Origin of the sequence: Lactobacillus gallinarum DSM 10532 = JCM 2011 (assembly GCF_001434975.1) — a bacterium.
GTDB classification, from domain to species: Bacteria; Bacillota; Bacilli; order Lactobacillales; family Lactobacillaceae; genus Lactobacillus; species Lactobacillus gallinarum.
Genome location: NZ_AZEL01000020.1, coordinates 1 through 15,863, shown reverse-complemented (window position 1 = coordinate 15,863; position 15,863 = coordinate 1). Strand labels below are relative to the sequence as shown.

The 15,863-nt window shown below is 32.3% G+C and carries 11 protein-coding genes; 8 read left to right on the top strand and 3 right to left on the bottom strand.

Features of this window, described 5'->3' with window-relative positions:
* Positions 1-161 precede the first annotated feature (161 nt).
* The 5 genes from FC37_RS03335 (at position 162) to FC37_RS03315 (ending at position 7,127) form a co-directional block, all read left to right on the top strand.
* Complete coding sequence (locus tag FC37_RS03335) at positions 162-2,258, top strand: DUF262 domain-containing protein (protein WP_025006243.1); 2,097 nt, start codon at positions 162-164, stop codon at positions 2,256-2,258.
* Positions 2,259-3,101 (top strand): hypothetical protein, encoded by an 843-nt coding sequence (locus tag FC37_RS03330; RefSeq protein WP_025006242.1) that lies wholly within the window; start codon positions 2,259-2,261, stop codon positions 3,099-3,101.
* A gap of 135 nt (positions 3,102-3,236) precedes the next feature.
* The gene (locus FC37_RS03325) at positions 3,237-4,892 is read left to right on the top strand and encodes a type I restriction-modification system subunit M (RefSeq protein WP_025006241.1); all 1,656 of its coding nucleotides are present in this window, start codon (positions 3,237-3,239) and stop codon (positions 4,890-4,892) included.
* Positions 4,885-6,132, top strand: coding sequence for a restriction endonuclease subunit S (locus FC37_RS10005; RefSeq protein WP_082603677.1), 1,248 nt, complete (start codon positions 4,885-4,887; stop codon positions 6,130-6,132). Before FC37_RS03325 ends, FC37_RS10005 begins: the two co-directional genes overlap by 8 nt.
* Before the next feature lie 65 nt (positions 6,133-6,197).
* A complete protein-coding gene (locus tag FC37_RS03315; RefSeq protein WP_025006482.1) occupies positions 6,198-7,127 on the top strand; it encodes a site-specific integrase in 930 nt (309 codons plus the stop codon).
* 29 nt (positions 7,128-7,156) lie between these two features.
* On the opposite strand, the gene FC37_RS10690 is transcribed toward FC37_RS03315, so the two are convergent.
* Positions 7,157-8,344 (bottom strand): restriction endonuclease subunit S, encoded by a 1,188-nt coding sequence (locus FC37_RS10690; RefSeq protein WP_236697264.1) that lies wholly within the window; start codon positions 8,342-8,344, stop codon positions 7,157-7,159.
* 60 nt (positions 8,345-8,404) lie between these two features.
* Between FC37_RS10690 and FC37_RS03305 the strand changes: the two genes are divergently transcribed.
* Entirely contained in the window at positions 8,405-11,428 is a 3,024-nt protein-coding gene (locus tag FC37_RS03305; protein WP_025006434.1) for a type I restriction endonuclease subunit R, EcoR124 family, read from the top strand.
* 22 nt (positions 11,429-11,450) lie between these two features.
* Positions 11,451-11,981 (top strand): hypothetical protein, encoded by a 531-nt coding sequence (locus FC37_RS03300; RefSeq protein ID WP_025006433.1) that lies wholly within the window; start codon positions 11,451-11,453, stop codon positions 11,979-11,981.
* A 163-nt stretch (positions 11,982-12,144) separates the two neighbouring features.
* Here FC37_RS03300 and FC37_RS03295 read toward each other — a convergent pair whose 3' ends face one another.
* Together FC37_RS03295 and FC37_RS03290 are read right to left on the bottom strand one after the other, a co-directional pair.
* Positions 12,145-13,344 carry an acetate/propionate family kinase gene (locus tag FC37_RS03295; RefSeq protein WP_025006432.1) on the bottom strand — a complete coding sequence of 400 codons (1,200 nt, stop codon included), beginning with the start codon at positions 13,342-13,344 and terminating at the stop codon, positions 12,145-12,147.
* 262 nt (positions 13,345-13,606) lie between these two features.
* Positions 13,607-15,553, bottom strand: a complete 1,947-nt coding sequence (locus tag FC37_RS03290) for a M13 family metallopeptidase (RefSeq protein WP_056945482.1) — start codon at positions 15,551-15,553, stop codon at positions 13,607-13,609.
* Between the two features lie 194 nt (positions 15,554-15,747).
* Here FC37_RS03290 and FC37_RS03285 point away from each other — a divergent pair.
* The coding region (locus tag FC37_RS03285; RefSeq protein WP_162255098.1) for a pyridoxamine 5'-phosphate oxidase family protein at positions 15,748-15,863 on the top strand (116 nt) is incomplete at its 3' end.

Genomic DNA, 15,863 nt, shown 5'->3' with positions numbered 1-15,863 from the left:
TATAATTATCGTAAGTATGATTACTGTAATTTAAATTACTGAAAGATGATGATAAGTGGAGAAAAACGCTAAAAATGTAGTGTTAAAATTATAGAGTATAGAAAAAGTTAATATGAATCCATTAGCTTACAATTTAGAAATTAAAAGGAAAGCAAACAACAATGCAAGCAAGTATATTTAATGCAACAGAACGATTTTTTGCCCCAGTTCAAATGATTTTGAAAATCCCAGTATATCAACGTAATTATGATTGGAATAAAAATAATGTAAAAAGATTATTAGATGATTTACATACTGTAATTAAAACTAAAGAGCATCATTTCTTAGGTGCGGTGGTTTATCTTGAATCAACTAATAGTGATATAGGATTACCAGAATACTTGATTATCGATGGGCAACAAAGATTAACTACCATTACATTAATGCTTCAAGCCTTAAAAGATGCCACAGTTGATGGTGATGCATTTACTACTGGAACTATTGAAAGTTTTCTAATTAATACTCAATCGCCATCACAAGAATATAAAATCAAGTTGAAGCCTATTAAATCAGATAATATTCAATATTCTGCATTATTAAAACACGATAATTCAAAATTAGATGAAAATAGTCATATTGTAGAAAATTATAGATTAGCGAAACAAACTTTTGATAATTGGTTAAGGCAAGGTATAGCAAGTAGAGAAATTTTATGGGCTATAAGACAACTTCAAGTAGTAGGAATTAGTCTTAAAGAAGGTGAGGATGATCCTCAAATTATTTTTGAAAGTATCAATTCGACTGGCGTTGCTTTAACTAATTCAGATTTAATTCGTAATTTTTTATTAATGAGTGATCATGATCAAGAAAGATTATTTGAAGATTACTGGTTACCTATTGAAAATAAATTAAGAAGAGATAATAGCAATCATGCTATGGATGCGTTCTTTAGACAATTTATTATTATGAAGAAAAATTCAGTGGTCGCTGAACGTAAAGTTTACCAAACCTTTGTTGATACATTTAAAAATGAAAATCTAAGTCATGAACAAGCACTTAAGGAAATAAAAGATTATGCAGAATTATATGCTTCTTTTATGTATCCGGCAGAATCTAGTTATAACGATGATATTAAAACAGATTTAGCTAGTTTAAATAGAATAAATCAAAGCACATCTTATCCATTCTTTCTCCATGTTTTCCATGACTATGAAAATAATGAAATTGATGAAGAAACTTTAACTAAAGTGATTCATTTGATTACAATTTATCTTATAAGAAGGACAATTTGTGATGTGCCTTCTAATTCTTTATTAGGATTTTTTGCTAGTTATTATGCTAGAACATTTAAATTAGCTAAAAATAAGAAAAAATATTATGAAGCCATCAATAAGTATTTATTTGTTCAACAAAATCAAAATGAAGTACCAGATGATAATCAACTCAAAAATGCATTAATTCACTCAAAGCTTTATTTGAATAAAGGACTTTGTGACTTAATAATGCTTGATATTGAGAATGGAAATTCAAAGGAAAAGTTAAATTCAGAAGATTTAACTATTGAACATATCATGCCACAGACAATGAGTAAATCGTGGCGTAAGAATATTTCTGATGAAGAACATGATGAATTTGTTCATACATTAGGGAACTTATCTATAACTGGATATAATTCTGAAATGTCTAATAAGAGTTTTGCTGAAAAGAAACATATTTTAGAAGAAAATTCTAAAGCAATAATTCTTAATAAGGATGTAGTAGATAAAAATGAATGGACAATCGCAGATATTAAGGCTAGAGCAGAAAGGTTGGCAGATATACTACTGAATCGTTATGAATTGAATCCTATTGAAGATTCAAGAATTGAGTTTGAAGCTGTAGATAAAATTGAATTAGACAATTTAGATGCGACTACAGGAAGGAAATTAGTTTCATTTACTCTTGAAGGATCAAAGTATCCTGTTAAGTACTTTAAAGACGTGCCTCTTCAAGTCATTCAAATTTTAGACCAAGATAATCCTGATTTGTTGGAAAGTTTAGTTGGATTAACTTGGAAGGGAACATTAAATGATGCTAATCAAAATAATAGCTTCATAATTTGTCAAAAGAAAGATATTGATGACAAATTAAAGTGGAGTTATTCCAAAGTTAGAGATGGTATTTATGTAATGACCGGTGGAAGTGCTCATCGTAATATGCATGTGCTTAAGCAAATAATTGAAGCATATAAGGTACCAAAAGATGAATTTTATCTTTCTGTTAAAGTTAAAGAAAATTAAATGAAATTACCAATCACAATAACACAAGTTGCACAACAGCCTAAAATATTGCCTTTAAATAAGATCATCAAGAGTAGTGATTTTACGATTAAGCAATTGAACCCAAATACTGTCATCTCAAAGGAAGATGAAAATATAAGACCGACTGAGGTAGGAACCATAGTGGATTATCTTTCTCGCTATGTGTTGCTTGCTGATGAACACGCCTTTGACGTTGCGAATGCTAAAGCCAAACAAGATTTGATTCATGGAATTATTCCAGTTAAAGAATATAAGAAGCTTTTAGATCAAGAAGAAAGATTAAGATATTTAGTTAAAGATCTGTCAGATGTTGATTCATTATCAGATGAAGCTATTTACTTGGCAACAGACATCTGTGCGTGGGAAGATGCATTTCGCAGTGGTCGCTATGTTAAACCCAAAGCACATCCTGATAAGTTAACAATTGAACACATTAAAATGATGATTCAACGTGTTGAGGAATTTTTCGAAGAATTTGGTTGGCCAACTAGGGATGCATTTTTTGCTAAGGCTGAAAATGGTTTTGTCTCTGGAGATGGTGACTATCTTTTAAAACAGACATTATTGGATTTAAAGGTTTCAGTGAAAACTACTATGCAAATTTCATGGGTTCGCCAGTTGCTTTTGTATTATACGTTAGGATTTTATAATCATTTTAATAAAGAAGCTATTGAGCGATTAATGATTTTCAATGCAAGAACAAATACTGTGTTTTTTATTGATATTGCTGATATTGATCAATCTGTTTTTGAATTTGTTTATGATGCTGCTGAAAAACAAAGTAAGATTAATGAAAGAGAATTACGAAAGTATATAAATTAAATGCACTTGACTAAAGTGCATTTTTATTTTTCGAATATTTGTTCTTTTGTTATAGAGATTTTCGGCTGAAGAATGTAAAATATTACTTGAACGCTTTCGTTGATACCAAACGAAAATTAGAAGGATTGAAAATTAATGTCAGAAGAAAGAGTTTTAACTAAAAAAGAATTAGAAAGTGCTTTATTTAGTGCAGCAGATGCATTACGCTCTAAAATGGATGCCAATGAATATAAAAATTATTTATTAGGTATTATCTTTTATAAATACCTTTCTGATAAGATGCTTTATCATGTTGGGGAAGTATTAGAAGGAAGACGCGATTTATCATTAGAAGAGAATCAAAAAATATATGAAGAAAATTTTGAAGACGAAGATCTTCAAGAAGAAATAAGAGAAACTTTTTCATATACTATTTCTCCAGAACATACTTTTACATATATTTTGAATGAAATTAATGGTACAGCTAGAACTAAAGATGGCAAAATCAAAACATTTCAAATATCAGATTTAGCAGATGCGTTTAATGATATTGAAAGTACTAAAGATAGTGACTTCGAAGGTTTATTTGCTGACGTTCAACTATATTCACCTCGATTAGGTACAAATGCCCAAAAACAAGCTGATACTATTGCAAATGTCATAAAGGCAATAGGTGATTTAGAATTAGTTAACCAAGTTGATAATAAGGATACTTTAGGTGATGCTTATGAATATTTAATCAGTCAATTTGCCTCTGAGTCTGGTAAAAAAGCAGGCGAATTCTACACTCCGCAAGAAGTATCTGAACTTTTAACTAAGTTAACTTTAGCAGATAAAAATTATCCTGAAGAAATGACAGTATACGATCCTGCAATGGGGTCAGGTTCTTTACTTTTAAACTTTAAAAAGTACATTAAATTAGCTAATGGTCAAGCGGATAAAATCTTCTATTATGGTCAAGAAATTAATATGTCTACCTATAATCTTGCAAGAATGAACATGATTTTACATGGTGTAGATTCTTCAAACCAAGAATTGAGACGTGGAGATACTCTAGATGCAGATTGGCCACCTGTTTCTAAAACTATGTTTGATGCTGTGGTAATGAATCCACCATATTCCCTAAAATGGTCAGCTAATAAAGGATTCTTACAAGATCCAAGATTTAGTCCGTATGGAGTATTAGCTCCTAAATCAAAAGCAGATTATGCGTTCTTGTTGCATGGCTTTTATCACTTAAAGAATACTGGCACTATGGCTATTGTTTTGCCTCATGGTGTCTTATTCCGAGGAGCAGCGGAAGGTAAGATTCGTAAAAAACTTCTTGAGAATGGATCAATTGATGCGGTGATAGGATTACCAGCTAACTTATTCTATAGTACAAGTATTCCTACCGTTATTGTGGTGCTAAAGAAGGATAAAACTGATAGAAACGTAATGTTCATTGATGCTTCTAAAGGCTTTGAAAAGAAAAAGAACCAAAATAAGTTAAGAGAAAAAGATATTCAAAAGATTCTTGATACTTATGAGAAGCGTAAAGATGTTGAACGTTATGCTCATTTAGCTAAATTCGATGAAATTGAAGAAAATGATTTTAATCTTAATATACCAAGGTACGTGGATACCTTCGTTCCCGAGCCGCCAGTAGATCTGAAGAAAGTGGCTGCTGACCTGCATGAAACAAATGTTGAAATTGAGAAAAATCAACGAGAATTGGTCGGCATGTTAAAGGGATTAACTTCAGATGATTCTGATATTATGGATGGTTTAGATGCCATTATAAAGGAACTGGAGGCCGAGCTTCATGAATAAAAAAGAGGTGAAAAAGGCTCCAATACTGCGTTTTAAGGGCTTCACTAACGATTGGGAGCAACATAAGCTGGGTGATGAAACAAATAGAATAAAATCGTATTCCATTTCACATGGTTTTGAAGTTGCGGAAGATACAGGAACCAAATATATTCATTATGGTGATATTCATACTAGTAAAGTTAAAATTATTAATAATATTGATGTTCTTCCAAATATCAAAGACAATAATTATAAACCTTTAAAATATGGAGATGTGATTGTAGCTGATGCTTCTGAAGATTACAAAGGAATTGCAGATGCATGTATAGTTAATACCATAAGTGATTCATACAAAATTGTAGCAGGTCTTCATACAATAGCTTTTCGACCTAAATCTAAGTTGTGTTCAAAATTTCTTTATTTTTACCTTTCTACTGATATTTTTAAGCATTTTGGATATAAAACAGGTACTGGATTAAAAGTATTTGGTATTTCATATAAAGAACTCGCTAAATTTAAACTGAAAGAACCTTCTGTAACCGAACAGAAAAAAATAGTTAAATTATTATTTTTAATAGAAAATGCCATCAATCTTCAGCAACGAAAATTAGAACTGTTGAAAGCTTCAAAAAAAGCAGTTTTACAAAATATATTCACCGATACGAAAAGAGTACCTACGATAAGATTTAATACATTTTCAGAGAATTGGAACCAAAAAAGATTAAAACCATTTTTAATTAAATATAATAAAAAGACGACGGTGAATAATCAATACCCTGTTTTAACCTCGTCAAGACAAGGATTGTTTTTTCAAAAAGATTATTATGACGGGAATCAAATAGCTTCAAAAAATAATATTGGATACAATATAGTACCTCGAAATTATTTTACATATCGACACATGTCAGATGATTTAATTTTTCATTTTAATATTAATACTATATGTGATTATGGAATTGTAAGTACTTTATATCCTGTTTTTACTACAACAAGTGAAATAGATTCTCAGTGGCTTCTTTATTATTTAAATCATAGCGTTGATATAAAAAAATATGCCTTACTTCAGAAACAAGGTGGATCACGCACTTACATGTATTTTTCTAAATTAGAAAGTTTAAAAGCTCATATACCAGCGCTGGCTGAGCAAAAGAAAATAAGCTCATTAATTTTTAAAATTGATGAACAGATTTATTTTCAACAAAAAAAACTTAAATATTTACAAAAATCCAAACGATTCCTTCTTCAAAATATGTTCATTTAATCTTGCATAATAATAAAATCTTCTTAAACAATATCAGAGTGACTAAAGTTTAAGGAGGTTTTTATATGTCACAAAAGTATAGTACTAAGTTGTTTTATAAATATTATTTAGATTGGATTCATTTGTATAAGGATAATGCTGTTCGTCTTGTTACGCTTAATAAATACTATTTAGTTCAGCGTAAATTGCAAGAATTAGCACCTAATCTGCATATGAATGAATTAACTCGACAGAGTTATCAACGAATTCTAAACTTATATGCAAAAGATCATGAGAAGAATACGACATTAGATTTCCATCATCATCTAAAAGCGAGTTTATTTGATGCAGTAGATGATGGTCTCTTAAAAACAGATCCTACAAGAAGAGCAATCATTAAAGGATGTGAACCTAGTTCAAAGAAAATAAAGTTTTTAAATCTCTATGAACTTCAAACTTTATTAAGATCTTTAGATTTAAAAGCAGAATTAAACTGGGATTGGTTCTTCTTCCTAATTGCTAAGACAGGATTGAGATTTGCAGAGGCATTAGCACTTACCCCTGAAGATTTCGACTTTGAAAAACAGAGTATTATTATCAATAAATCGTGGAATTATAAAGAAAAAATCGGACATTTTCAGCCTACAAAAAATGAGTCATCCAATAGGACCGTAATGGTCGATTGGCAATTAATGAAACAATTTCAGTCTATGATCCAACAAAAGGAATCTGATCAACCTATTTTCTTTGGTAAAAATCAACGAATTTACAATTCTACTTTGAATCAAAAATTAGAATCATATTGTAAGAAACTAGATATTCCAATTATTTCTATTCATGGTCTTAGACATACTCATGCTTCACTTTTATTATATGAGGGGGTATCAGTGGCTAGTGTGGCTAAACGCTTAGGTCATAATAATACCACAACGACACAAGAGACTTATATTCATATTATTCGTGAACTTGAAAATAAGGATAACGATAAAATACTGCATCATTTATCGCAATTATAGTAAAAAGGCATCGTCTGATGCCTTTTTCGCTAAATAAACATATTTTGAAGAAGGAATTTTTTACATAATTTCAATTCTTTTACCTTCTTTTTTTGCCTTAAAATATCCGAGTCTAAATCATTCATAACTTTTGCATATTTCTCTTGTATAGCTATTTCTTCTTGTCCGATCTTTATTTTTAACACGTTATTCTTTGACAAATTATATCTTGATATTCCTTGTGCTAGAGGTAACACTTTTTCTCTAAAATATTTAGAACGAAAAAGATACCCTAAATATAGAGGAATAAACATTTTAGTGTTAATTCTAAATCCAAAACAAAAACTATTTAAATATAGGCTTTTACAGCTGACCGGCCAAAGACTTGTCAGCCCCACTTCTTCTGGAGTTTCGGAAGAAATAGTAAAGAAAATATCATTTTTTTGAACAAGATTTTGTTTTTTATCTATTTCAATTCTGTCAATTTGTTTTGGATTACCTATCTCATTTTGATTAACATTTAAATACGATACATAAAATGCGTGACCATGTCCAAAGTCTTTTTTACTTTTTCCAGTTAATCCTGAATATGTTTGTCCAATCTGATCTAAAGATATTTGACTCAAATTATTTAAATGTTTTTTGTTGAATAATTTGAATGATAATCCAGATTTTAAAGTCCGCAATAATTTCAATTTTCGTTGCTGAAGAGTGATGAGCTTATCAATTTTTAAAATCAGTTTAGATATATTTTGCTGCTCATTCTTACTAGGTATAAGAATATTAGTATCTTCATATCTTTCAAAATATAAATTAGAAACATTACCGCCTTCGACTAACCTAGCAAATTTAAAAACATATTTGGCTCTTAAATAATTTGCTAAAAAAAGAGGATTTTCTTTTGTTTTTAGAACCGTAATCATTTCACCTATTGCTACATTTGGTATAGATAACCAACTAGTATGTTTAGCAAAGTCTAAGGGTTCTTCGCCAACACGTGGAATAAGTAACTCATTTCCTGTACTAAATTTTAATTTTGATTTATCTATTGAAGTATGAGAGTATACGTTGTCAATTTTGGAAGAATATTTAGTATATAATTCACCATATCTAATACACGGAGTGCCGCCTTTTTCTACTACCGACCATTTAGGTGCACTTTTTCCATAATATAATTTGCCAAGTTCAGTAAACTTACGTTGCTCCCAAACGAAAAAGGTAAATAAAAGTAATGCAATTCCAAATTTAAATGAGATAATTTAATTATAAGTAATATAAAAATAAGGAGTATCAAATTCGTGGAACAAGAGAATGTACTCGAACAAAATTTAATTGACCAACTTACTCATGGAGAATCACAATGGACTCTTCGTGATGATATAAAAAATGAAGATGATCTCTGGAATAACTTCTTTGAAATTTTATCTCGCTCAAACAAAGATGTTTTAAAGGATGTTCCATTAACTGATAATGAAAAGGCAATTATTAAATCTAAGATAATTCATCCAACTTTCTATAAATCTGCAGAATGGCTTGCAGGAGTTAATGGAGAAGTTAGATTACAAATTCAAAGAGATAATACTCAATTAGGTACTGCTGACTTTGTAGTGATTAACAATAATAATATTGCTGGTGGTAATTCAGTCTATGAAGTAGTGCAGCAAATTCAATTTCATAAACGCAGAGAAATAGATCGTAATCGTCGTGGGGATGTAACTCTTTTAATCAATGGTTTACCGATGATTCATATTGAATTGAAGAATAGGACACACTCGCCTAAAGAGGCCTTCAATCAGATTCAAAAGTATATTGATGAGCAGATGTTTAATGGAATATTCTCAACTCTTCAATTCTTTGTTGTAACTAATGGAAGCTATACGCAATACATTGCAGCTGGACAACAATTAAAAGAGAAGTTTTTAACTACGTGGGTAGATAAAGAAAATAAGCCTGTGCAAAATTATCTTGAGTTTGCTAAAGACGTACTGTCTATTCCTGCAGCTCATAATATGGTAGCTAACTATATTGCTTTAGATAGCACACAACACGGTATTATTGTGTTACGTCCATATCAAATTCATGCAATTCAAGCCATTTTTGATGCATCATACGGGAAAGATAATAAGGATCAACCACATTCTGGTTTTGTTTGGCATACAACAGGTTCTGGTAAGACTTTAACTTCTTATAAAGTTGCACATAATTTACTGAAAATTCCATCAATTCAAAAAACGATATTCCTAATCGATCGTAATGATTTAGATACCCAAACTACTCAAGCATTTGAGACTTATGCTCAGAACGACTCAATTGACGTTGAGGGTACTGAAAATAGTTATTCTCTTGCCCGTAAATTAGTAAGTTCGGATAAAAGGGTTATTGTTACTACTAGACAAAAAATGCAGGCATTATTCAAGCGAATTGCTCAGGATCAAGAACAAAAACGTCTATACCGTAAGTTAAAAGATGTAAAATTAGCCTTTATCGTTGATGAGTGTCACCGTGCAGTTTCTCCTGATCAAAAGAATGAAATAGATGCGTTTTTTACTAAAAATCCACCTTTATGGTATGGCTTTACTGGTACTCCTATTTTTGCAGAAAATGCTCGTGAGGCTAAGGGAAAGAATGCTCGAACTACTGAACAACAATATGGAAAATGCTTGCATAAATATACCATTAAGGATGCTATCAGAGATAAAGCTGTACTTGGTTTTCAAGTAGAGGAGGAAAGTAATGTGTCAGAGGATGCTGACGAATCAGATACTGATGCTAGAAATAAAGAATATGCATCCCTCTCTCACATGAAGGCAGTAGTAAAAAGAATTCTAAATAATTCATATCGCAAATTAGGTATTTATAACAAAGATAATCGTGGTTACACCTACGATGCCATTTTTACTACGAGTTCTATTAAACAAGCTCAAAAATATTATCGAATCTTTAGAGATGTAATTAATGATAAAGATCCAGATATTAAAATTCCTAATCGAATCAAGAAAGTATTGCCAGATTTTCCTAAAATAGCAATTACATACTCGATTGGCGAAAATGGTGATGGCGATGAGGCTAACCAAAATGAGATGAAGCAATCTCTAGAAGATTACAACAAGATGTTCAATACTCATTATTCTATGGCTGAATTAGGTGCATATAACACAAATGTAAATGATCGTTTAGCTCGTAAAAAAGATGAGTTTAAACCACGTTCTCAACAATTAGATATTGTCATAGTAGTTGATCGTCTGTTAACTGGTTTTGACGCACCATGTTTATCAACTTTATTCTTAGATCGTGCACCAATGCCGTATAAGGATTTAATCCAAGCATTTTCAAGAACTAACCGTATCTTCGATAGAGATAAAAGATATGGACAGATAGTTACTTATCAATACCCTAAGAAATATAAAGAAAGCATCAATGGTGCCTTAATGCTTTATACCGAAGGTAGCGAAAAGCAAGCTCTTGCTCCGACTTGGGATGAATCAATTCTACAGTTCAATAATGCTGAAAAGAAGATCATTAAGTATCAGGGAGATCAAGGCATTCCAATTACTGAAGCTCCGCTTGATGATCAAAAACGATTTCTAAAAGAATATCAGGATTTTGATAAAAGCTTAGGTGCTATCAAAACTTACAATGAATTCAATAATATTGATCTTGAAAAAGATTATGGCTTAGATCCAATGTTCATTGAGGATACCCGGGCGACATATGAAGTTGTTAAAGAAAAGGTTAGAGAAGCTACAGGTAAGGATAAGCCAGCAACAGAAGATGATGATCAGTTCGATCCAGATTATGAGCTTGAAAATACTGGTAGACAAGAGATTAATTATGCTTATATTGTTCAATTGATTCAGGCTTATATTCCATCAGATGATAAAGAAAACAGTAAGCGAACTAAGGCTGAAGTAAAAGAAATCGATGACTATATCGAAAATCTAGGTAAGAACAATAAGTCATTGGCTGATATTGTAAATAATTTATGGTTTCAAATTAAATTTGATCCTGAAAAGTTTAGAAATAAGCAGGTTAATGAGCTCTTACAAAATATGATCGATGATGCTAGAGAAGATCTAATTAAAAAATTTGCTAATGAAAATGGACTTAATATTGATGATCTTAAATTTGTTATTCGTCACTATGATCCAAACGAAGTTGATCATCAACAAACAGGAATTAACGCTTTACTATCATTTAAAGTATTTAGTGAATTTCGTAAAACTCATCCTGATATGAATATGTTGCAATGGAAGAAAAAAGTTCGTTTAGGGCTAAATAAGTTCTACCAGGATCAGATTTCACCGTTGGAGAATAAAGATTAATAGATGTAGGGAAGTACGTACAATGAATAAAAGAAATTTTTTAAAGATCATTAGCATAATTGTAATAGCTATAGGGATAGGTAGTATTACTTTTAGTAAATCAAATCATAATGTTAATGCGGCAAGCTGGGGAGCTAAGTCTCTGTTTACAACACCTAAGGCAACAAGAGGTACTTGGTATTATAAAGAAGATGGAAGAATTAAACATTGTAAGATAACAGCACATACAGTAGATGGAAGAAAGCTTTATAAAATTTTACCTGAAAAAGAATATGCAAAGTGGGAAAATAGAGTAGAACATCAAAATATAAAAGAGCACCGTAAGCTTATTTCAAAGATAAATACTATTCAATTTCAAGCCTATAAACTTAAATGGCATGGTATTACTTCATTTAATACCAATGACTGGGTAACGGGAGCTGGAAATGGTATCTATTATGTGCCTGTTACTAAAACTAGACATGGTAAAAAGGTAAAAGCTATAAGATTTGGCAGTGGTGCTGGAAATTACTTTGATCGTTATGGATACAAAACTAAAAAGCTAGCTAGATAGCCTTGTTTATAAGAAAACATATCACTTAGTTGTGAGAATTATTGTAAGAAATAAAGATAATCGATTATATTAAAAACTAAAAAATGATATCAATGCAACATGCAAAGATATCATTTTTCTTTTATCTCAAATTCTTTAATTTGAAAAATAAGTATCCAAAATTCTACTTCAATCCAGCAATTCTGACTACATCGCGCTCAATCATTAATTCTTCATTGGTTGGAATTACCATCCCAATAATCTTAGAATCCTTCTTAGTGATGAACGTATCATTATTCTTATTAGCGGCAAGATCAGGCTTTAAGCCTAAGAGCTTCAATGAATCCATAACACCTTCACGAACGCGGTAATCGTGTTCACCAACGCCAGCCGTGAAAGTGATGCCATCAAGTCCGCCCATTTCAAGAATATAGCCACCAACATAGCGAACGATTCGATTGATAAAAATATTACGAGCTAGGTCAGCACGAACCCTCTTCTCACCAGATAGAGGAGTCACATCACTACGTAAATCACGCATATCAGGTGATATTCCTGAAATACCAAGTAAGCCTGATTTATGATTCAGAATTTTCATCATTTGATCAATGCTTAAGTTTTCCTTTTTCATAATAAAGGGCAGTAGGGAGGGATCGACATCACCTGAACGAGAGCTCATTGTAATTCCTGCTACTGGAGTGAAGCCCATTGATGTATCGTAGGATTTACCGTTTTTAACAGCAGTGATTGAAGCACCGGATCCCAAGTGACAAACTATTAATCTTAAATCTTTAAGGTCACGGTTTAAAATTTTTGCGGCTTCTTGACTAATATATCTAACGGAGATGCCGTGAGCACCATACTTTCTTGCACCGTATTTTTTATAATACTTGTAAGGAAGAGAATATAAATAGTGAACTTTATCTAAACTCTGGTGGAATGAAGTATCAAAGACAGCAACTTCAGCCGCATCTGGCAAGAACTTCATAAAGGCCTTAATTACGTCAGCTTCTACGGCATTGTGTAAAGGAGCGTATTGTTTCAAATCATAAATTTTCTTGAGCGTCTCCTGATCAACTAGCGCTGAATCCTTAAATTCTTCACCACCAGCAACAATCCGGTGTCCGATTCCAATAATTTCTTTAGGATCATTGATTAAGTTATATTTCTTGAGCTTTTTAAGTAAAATTGTGACCGCAGTTTCAGAGTCTGGAATTGCGATTTCTTCTTTATGTTTTTCACCATTAACTTTAATGGCAAAGGTTGAACCCTCTAGTCCGACTCGATCGGCCAGGCCTTCACTAATTACTTTTTCATCGGGAAAAGTAAAAAGCTTAAACTTAAAAGAAGAGCTACCTGAATTAATTGCTAAAATTTTCTTCATAAAAATTATTCCTCTATTCCTTTTTTGGCTAGGTAAAAAATCTCTAATTACATTAGCGAATACTTTTAGATATATACGTTGTTATGCTAATGTAACCCCTTACATTCATTTCCATACTAACTAAAAAATAAATAAAAATCAAGCAAACTGTATGTACCTAGAAAATAGCGATGCTTAATGAAGCAAAAAAATCCTATTAAATCCAGGCTTATTAATACCAAGATTTAATAGGATTTGAGTTTTATTATTTAAAATAAGATTTTTACCAAATGACTACGCGTTTAGCAGGATCAAGCCACATACCATCGTCTTCTTGGACATTGAAGGCCTTATAGAATTCTGGTTGGCATTGTACTTGAACGTTAACTCTTTCAGGACCTGGAGCGTGAACATCGAAGGCGGCAATTGTCTTAATGATTTCAGGAGATTCTTTGCTTGCCCAAATGCGAGCATAGTTTTCGAACAATTCCTTCATATCACCGTGTTCATTCTTGTTAGCTTCAATACCAGCAGTTAAACCACCTTGATCGGCAATATTTTCACTAACAATTTGCTTACCGTTAAGAGTTACAGGCCCATACTTGATACCATCGAACAAATCGATTTCAGCTTGAGTACGCTTTTCAAATTCCGCAAAATCTTCCTTAGTCCACCAATTCTTCATGTTGCCGAACTCATCGTACTTAGCACCATTGTTGTCGAATGCGTGGGAGATTTCATGCGCGATTACCACACCAATACCGCCGTAGTTAGTGGCACGAGAAGCATGGATATCGTAGAAAGGTGCTTCCAAAATAGCAGCAGGGAAGGTAATATCATTTCTTTGTGGATCATAGCAAGCATTGATCAAGTTGCCTGGCATGTACCATTCGCTGCGATCAACTGGCTTGTACAGTTTATCGAAATTATGCTTCAAACCGACTTCACGAATATCTACTTGATTACTGTAAAGACTGCCGCCTTCACCTGCTGGGGTAATCTGGAACAAATCGTAAACATGGTCGATTTTATCAGGATAGCCAATCTTTAAAACCAAGGCGCGCAACTTGGTAATTGCCTTTTCCTTAGTAGTAGGTGAGAGCCAGTCATTATTGCTGATACGCTGCTCGTAGACATCAATCATGCGGTGAATCATATCTTCTACGTCAGCCTTGGCATCTTCACCAAAGTAAGTGCGACCATAATACACGCCGATTACATCGTCAAATAAATCATTTGCTTTATAGTAAGCTTCCTTTTCTTGACTAGGTAGTTCCTTTTGTCCATAGGTAGCTTGCTTGAATGGGAAGGCAGCTTGACGGAAATCTTCTGATAAAAATGCTGCAGCTTTGTTAATGAAAGTAGAGATTAACCAGCCTTTAAGTTCATCGAAGCTTTCTTGATCAAATAATTCGTTGAAGTGGTCTAAGAATTTTGGTTCACGTACAACAACGTAATCTGGCTTCTTTTCAAAAAGCTGATCAAGTAATTGACCTAAGTTTAAAGAACTGGTCTTTTCTTCAAATTCGTTAGTCTTGATTGGGTTATAAAGAGCTACATCATCGGCACGTTCTTCGGCTGACTTGGCTACTTTAACGATTTTAGCATCGAGTGCAATCGCATCAGTAGCGTATTTCTTAGCAGCAGCTTCTTCAACACCAGCCATCTTTAATAAGTTTTCAGTTTGCTTTTGCCAAACATCGAGTAGTTGCTTAGCAGAAGGAGATTGATAACTAGTAGTGTCAGGCAAGATCAATGAGTTGCGATCGAAGGAGAGGGAATTGATCTTAGTATTCTTACGATCAGGTTCAACTTCGAATAAAAATGGAAAGCTAAAGCGCAAGAATAATTTTGCTAGATTTTGCTTGACGTCATCGACATCTTTTAGGTTGGTTAAAGTTTCAAGATCAGCTTGGGCAGGTCTGAAGCCATCGGTGTCTCTTTTCGCGAAATCCTTAGCCAATTTATAAACTTCGATTGCTTTGTCAAAGTTAGGAATATCAGGCAAAGCTTTTTTACCAGAAGCAAAATCAGCTAAGTCGTTCATCAATTCTTTTTCGATTTTTAAATCAATTTCACTGAAACTACTGATTAATGGACGATCGGCAGGGATCTTGGCTTTAGAAATCCAGTCAGAGTTAACGGCTAAGTATAAGTTATCTTGAATGCGGGCATTAAGATCGGGCTTGGTGATATCACCAGCACCGCCGCGGATTTTTGCTAAATTCATATGTTTCTCCTTTGTTTTTTAGTTGGTTAAATCATAGCATTTTTTAAAATAAAATGAAAATTTAATTTTGCTTATTTATAATAATAAAAGCATTTTGTTAAATAAAAATCAGGATGTAAGCAAATCCCTAACACCTGCTATTAAATCGATGTATACTTATAGTGTATTGATAAAACAGAAAGGATATATTGTCTATGAAGAAATTAAATACTAACAAACTTACTGAAGAACAAGCAAACCTTTTCAAGAATAACTTAGTTTACTTATCAACTGTTGATGCTGATGGTAACCCACAAGTTGGTCCTAAGGG

Excerpts from the sequence above, each read along its gene's own strand:
- FC37_RS03335 (WP_025006243.1), top strand. The coding sequence starts at position 162 with ATGCAAGCAAGTATATTTAATGCAACAGAACGATTTTTTGCCCCAGTT.
- FC37_RS03330 (WP_025006242.1), top strand. The coding sequence starts at position 2,259 with ATGAAATTACCAATCACAATAACACAAGTTGCACAACAGCCTAAAATA.
- FC37_RS03325 (WP_025006241.1), top strand. The coding sequence starts at position 3,237 with ATGTCAGAAGAAAGAGTTTTAACTAAAAAAGAATTAGAAAGTGCTTTA.
- FC37_RS10005 (WP_082603677.1), top strand. The coding sequence starts at position 4,885 with ATGAATAAAAAAGAGGTGAAAAAGGCTCCAATACTGCGTTTTAAGGGC.
- FC37_RS03315 (WP_025006482.1), top strand. The coding sequence starts at position 6,198 with ATGTCACAAAAGTATAGTACTAAGTTGTTTTATAAATATTATTTAGAT.
- FC37_RS03300 (WP_025006433.1), top strand. The coding sequence starts at position 11,451 with ATGAATAAAAGAAATTTTTTAAAGATCATTAGCATAATTGTAATAGCT.
- FC37_RS03295 (WP_025006432.1), bottom strand. The coding sequence starts at position 13,344 with ATGAAGAAAATTTTAGCAATTAATTCAGGTAGCTCTTCTTTTAAGTTT.
- FC37_RS03290 (WP_056945482.1), bottom strand. The coding sequence starts at position 15,553 with ATGAATTTAGCAAAAATCCGCGGCGGTGCTGGTGATATCACCAAGCCC.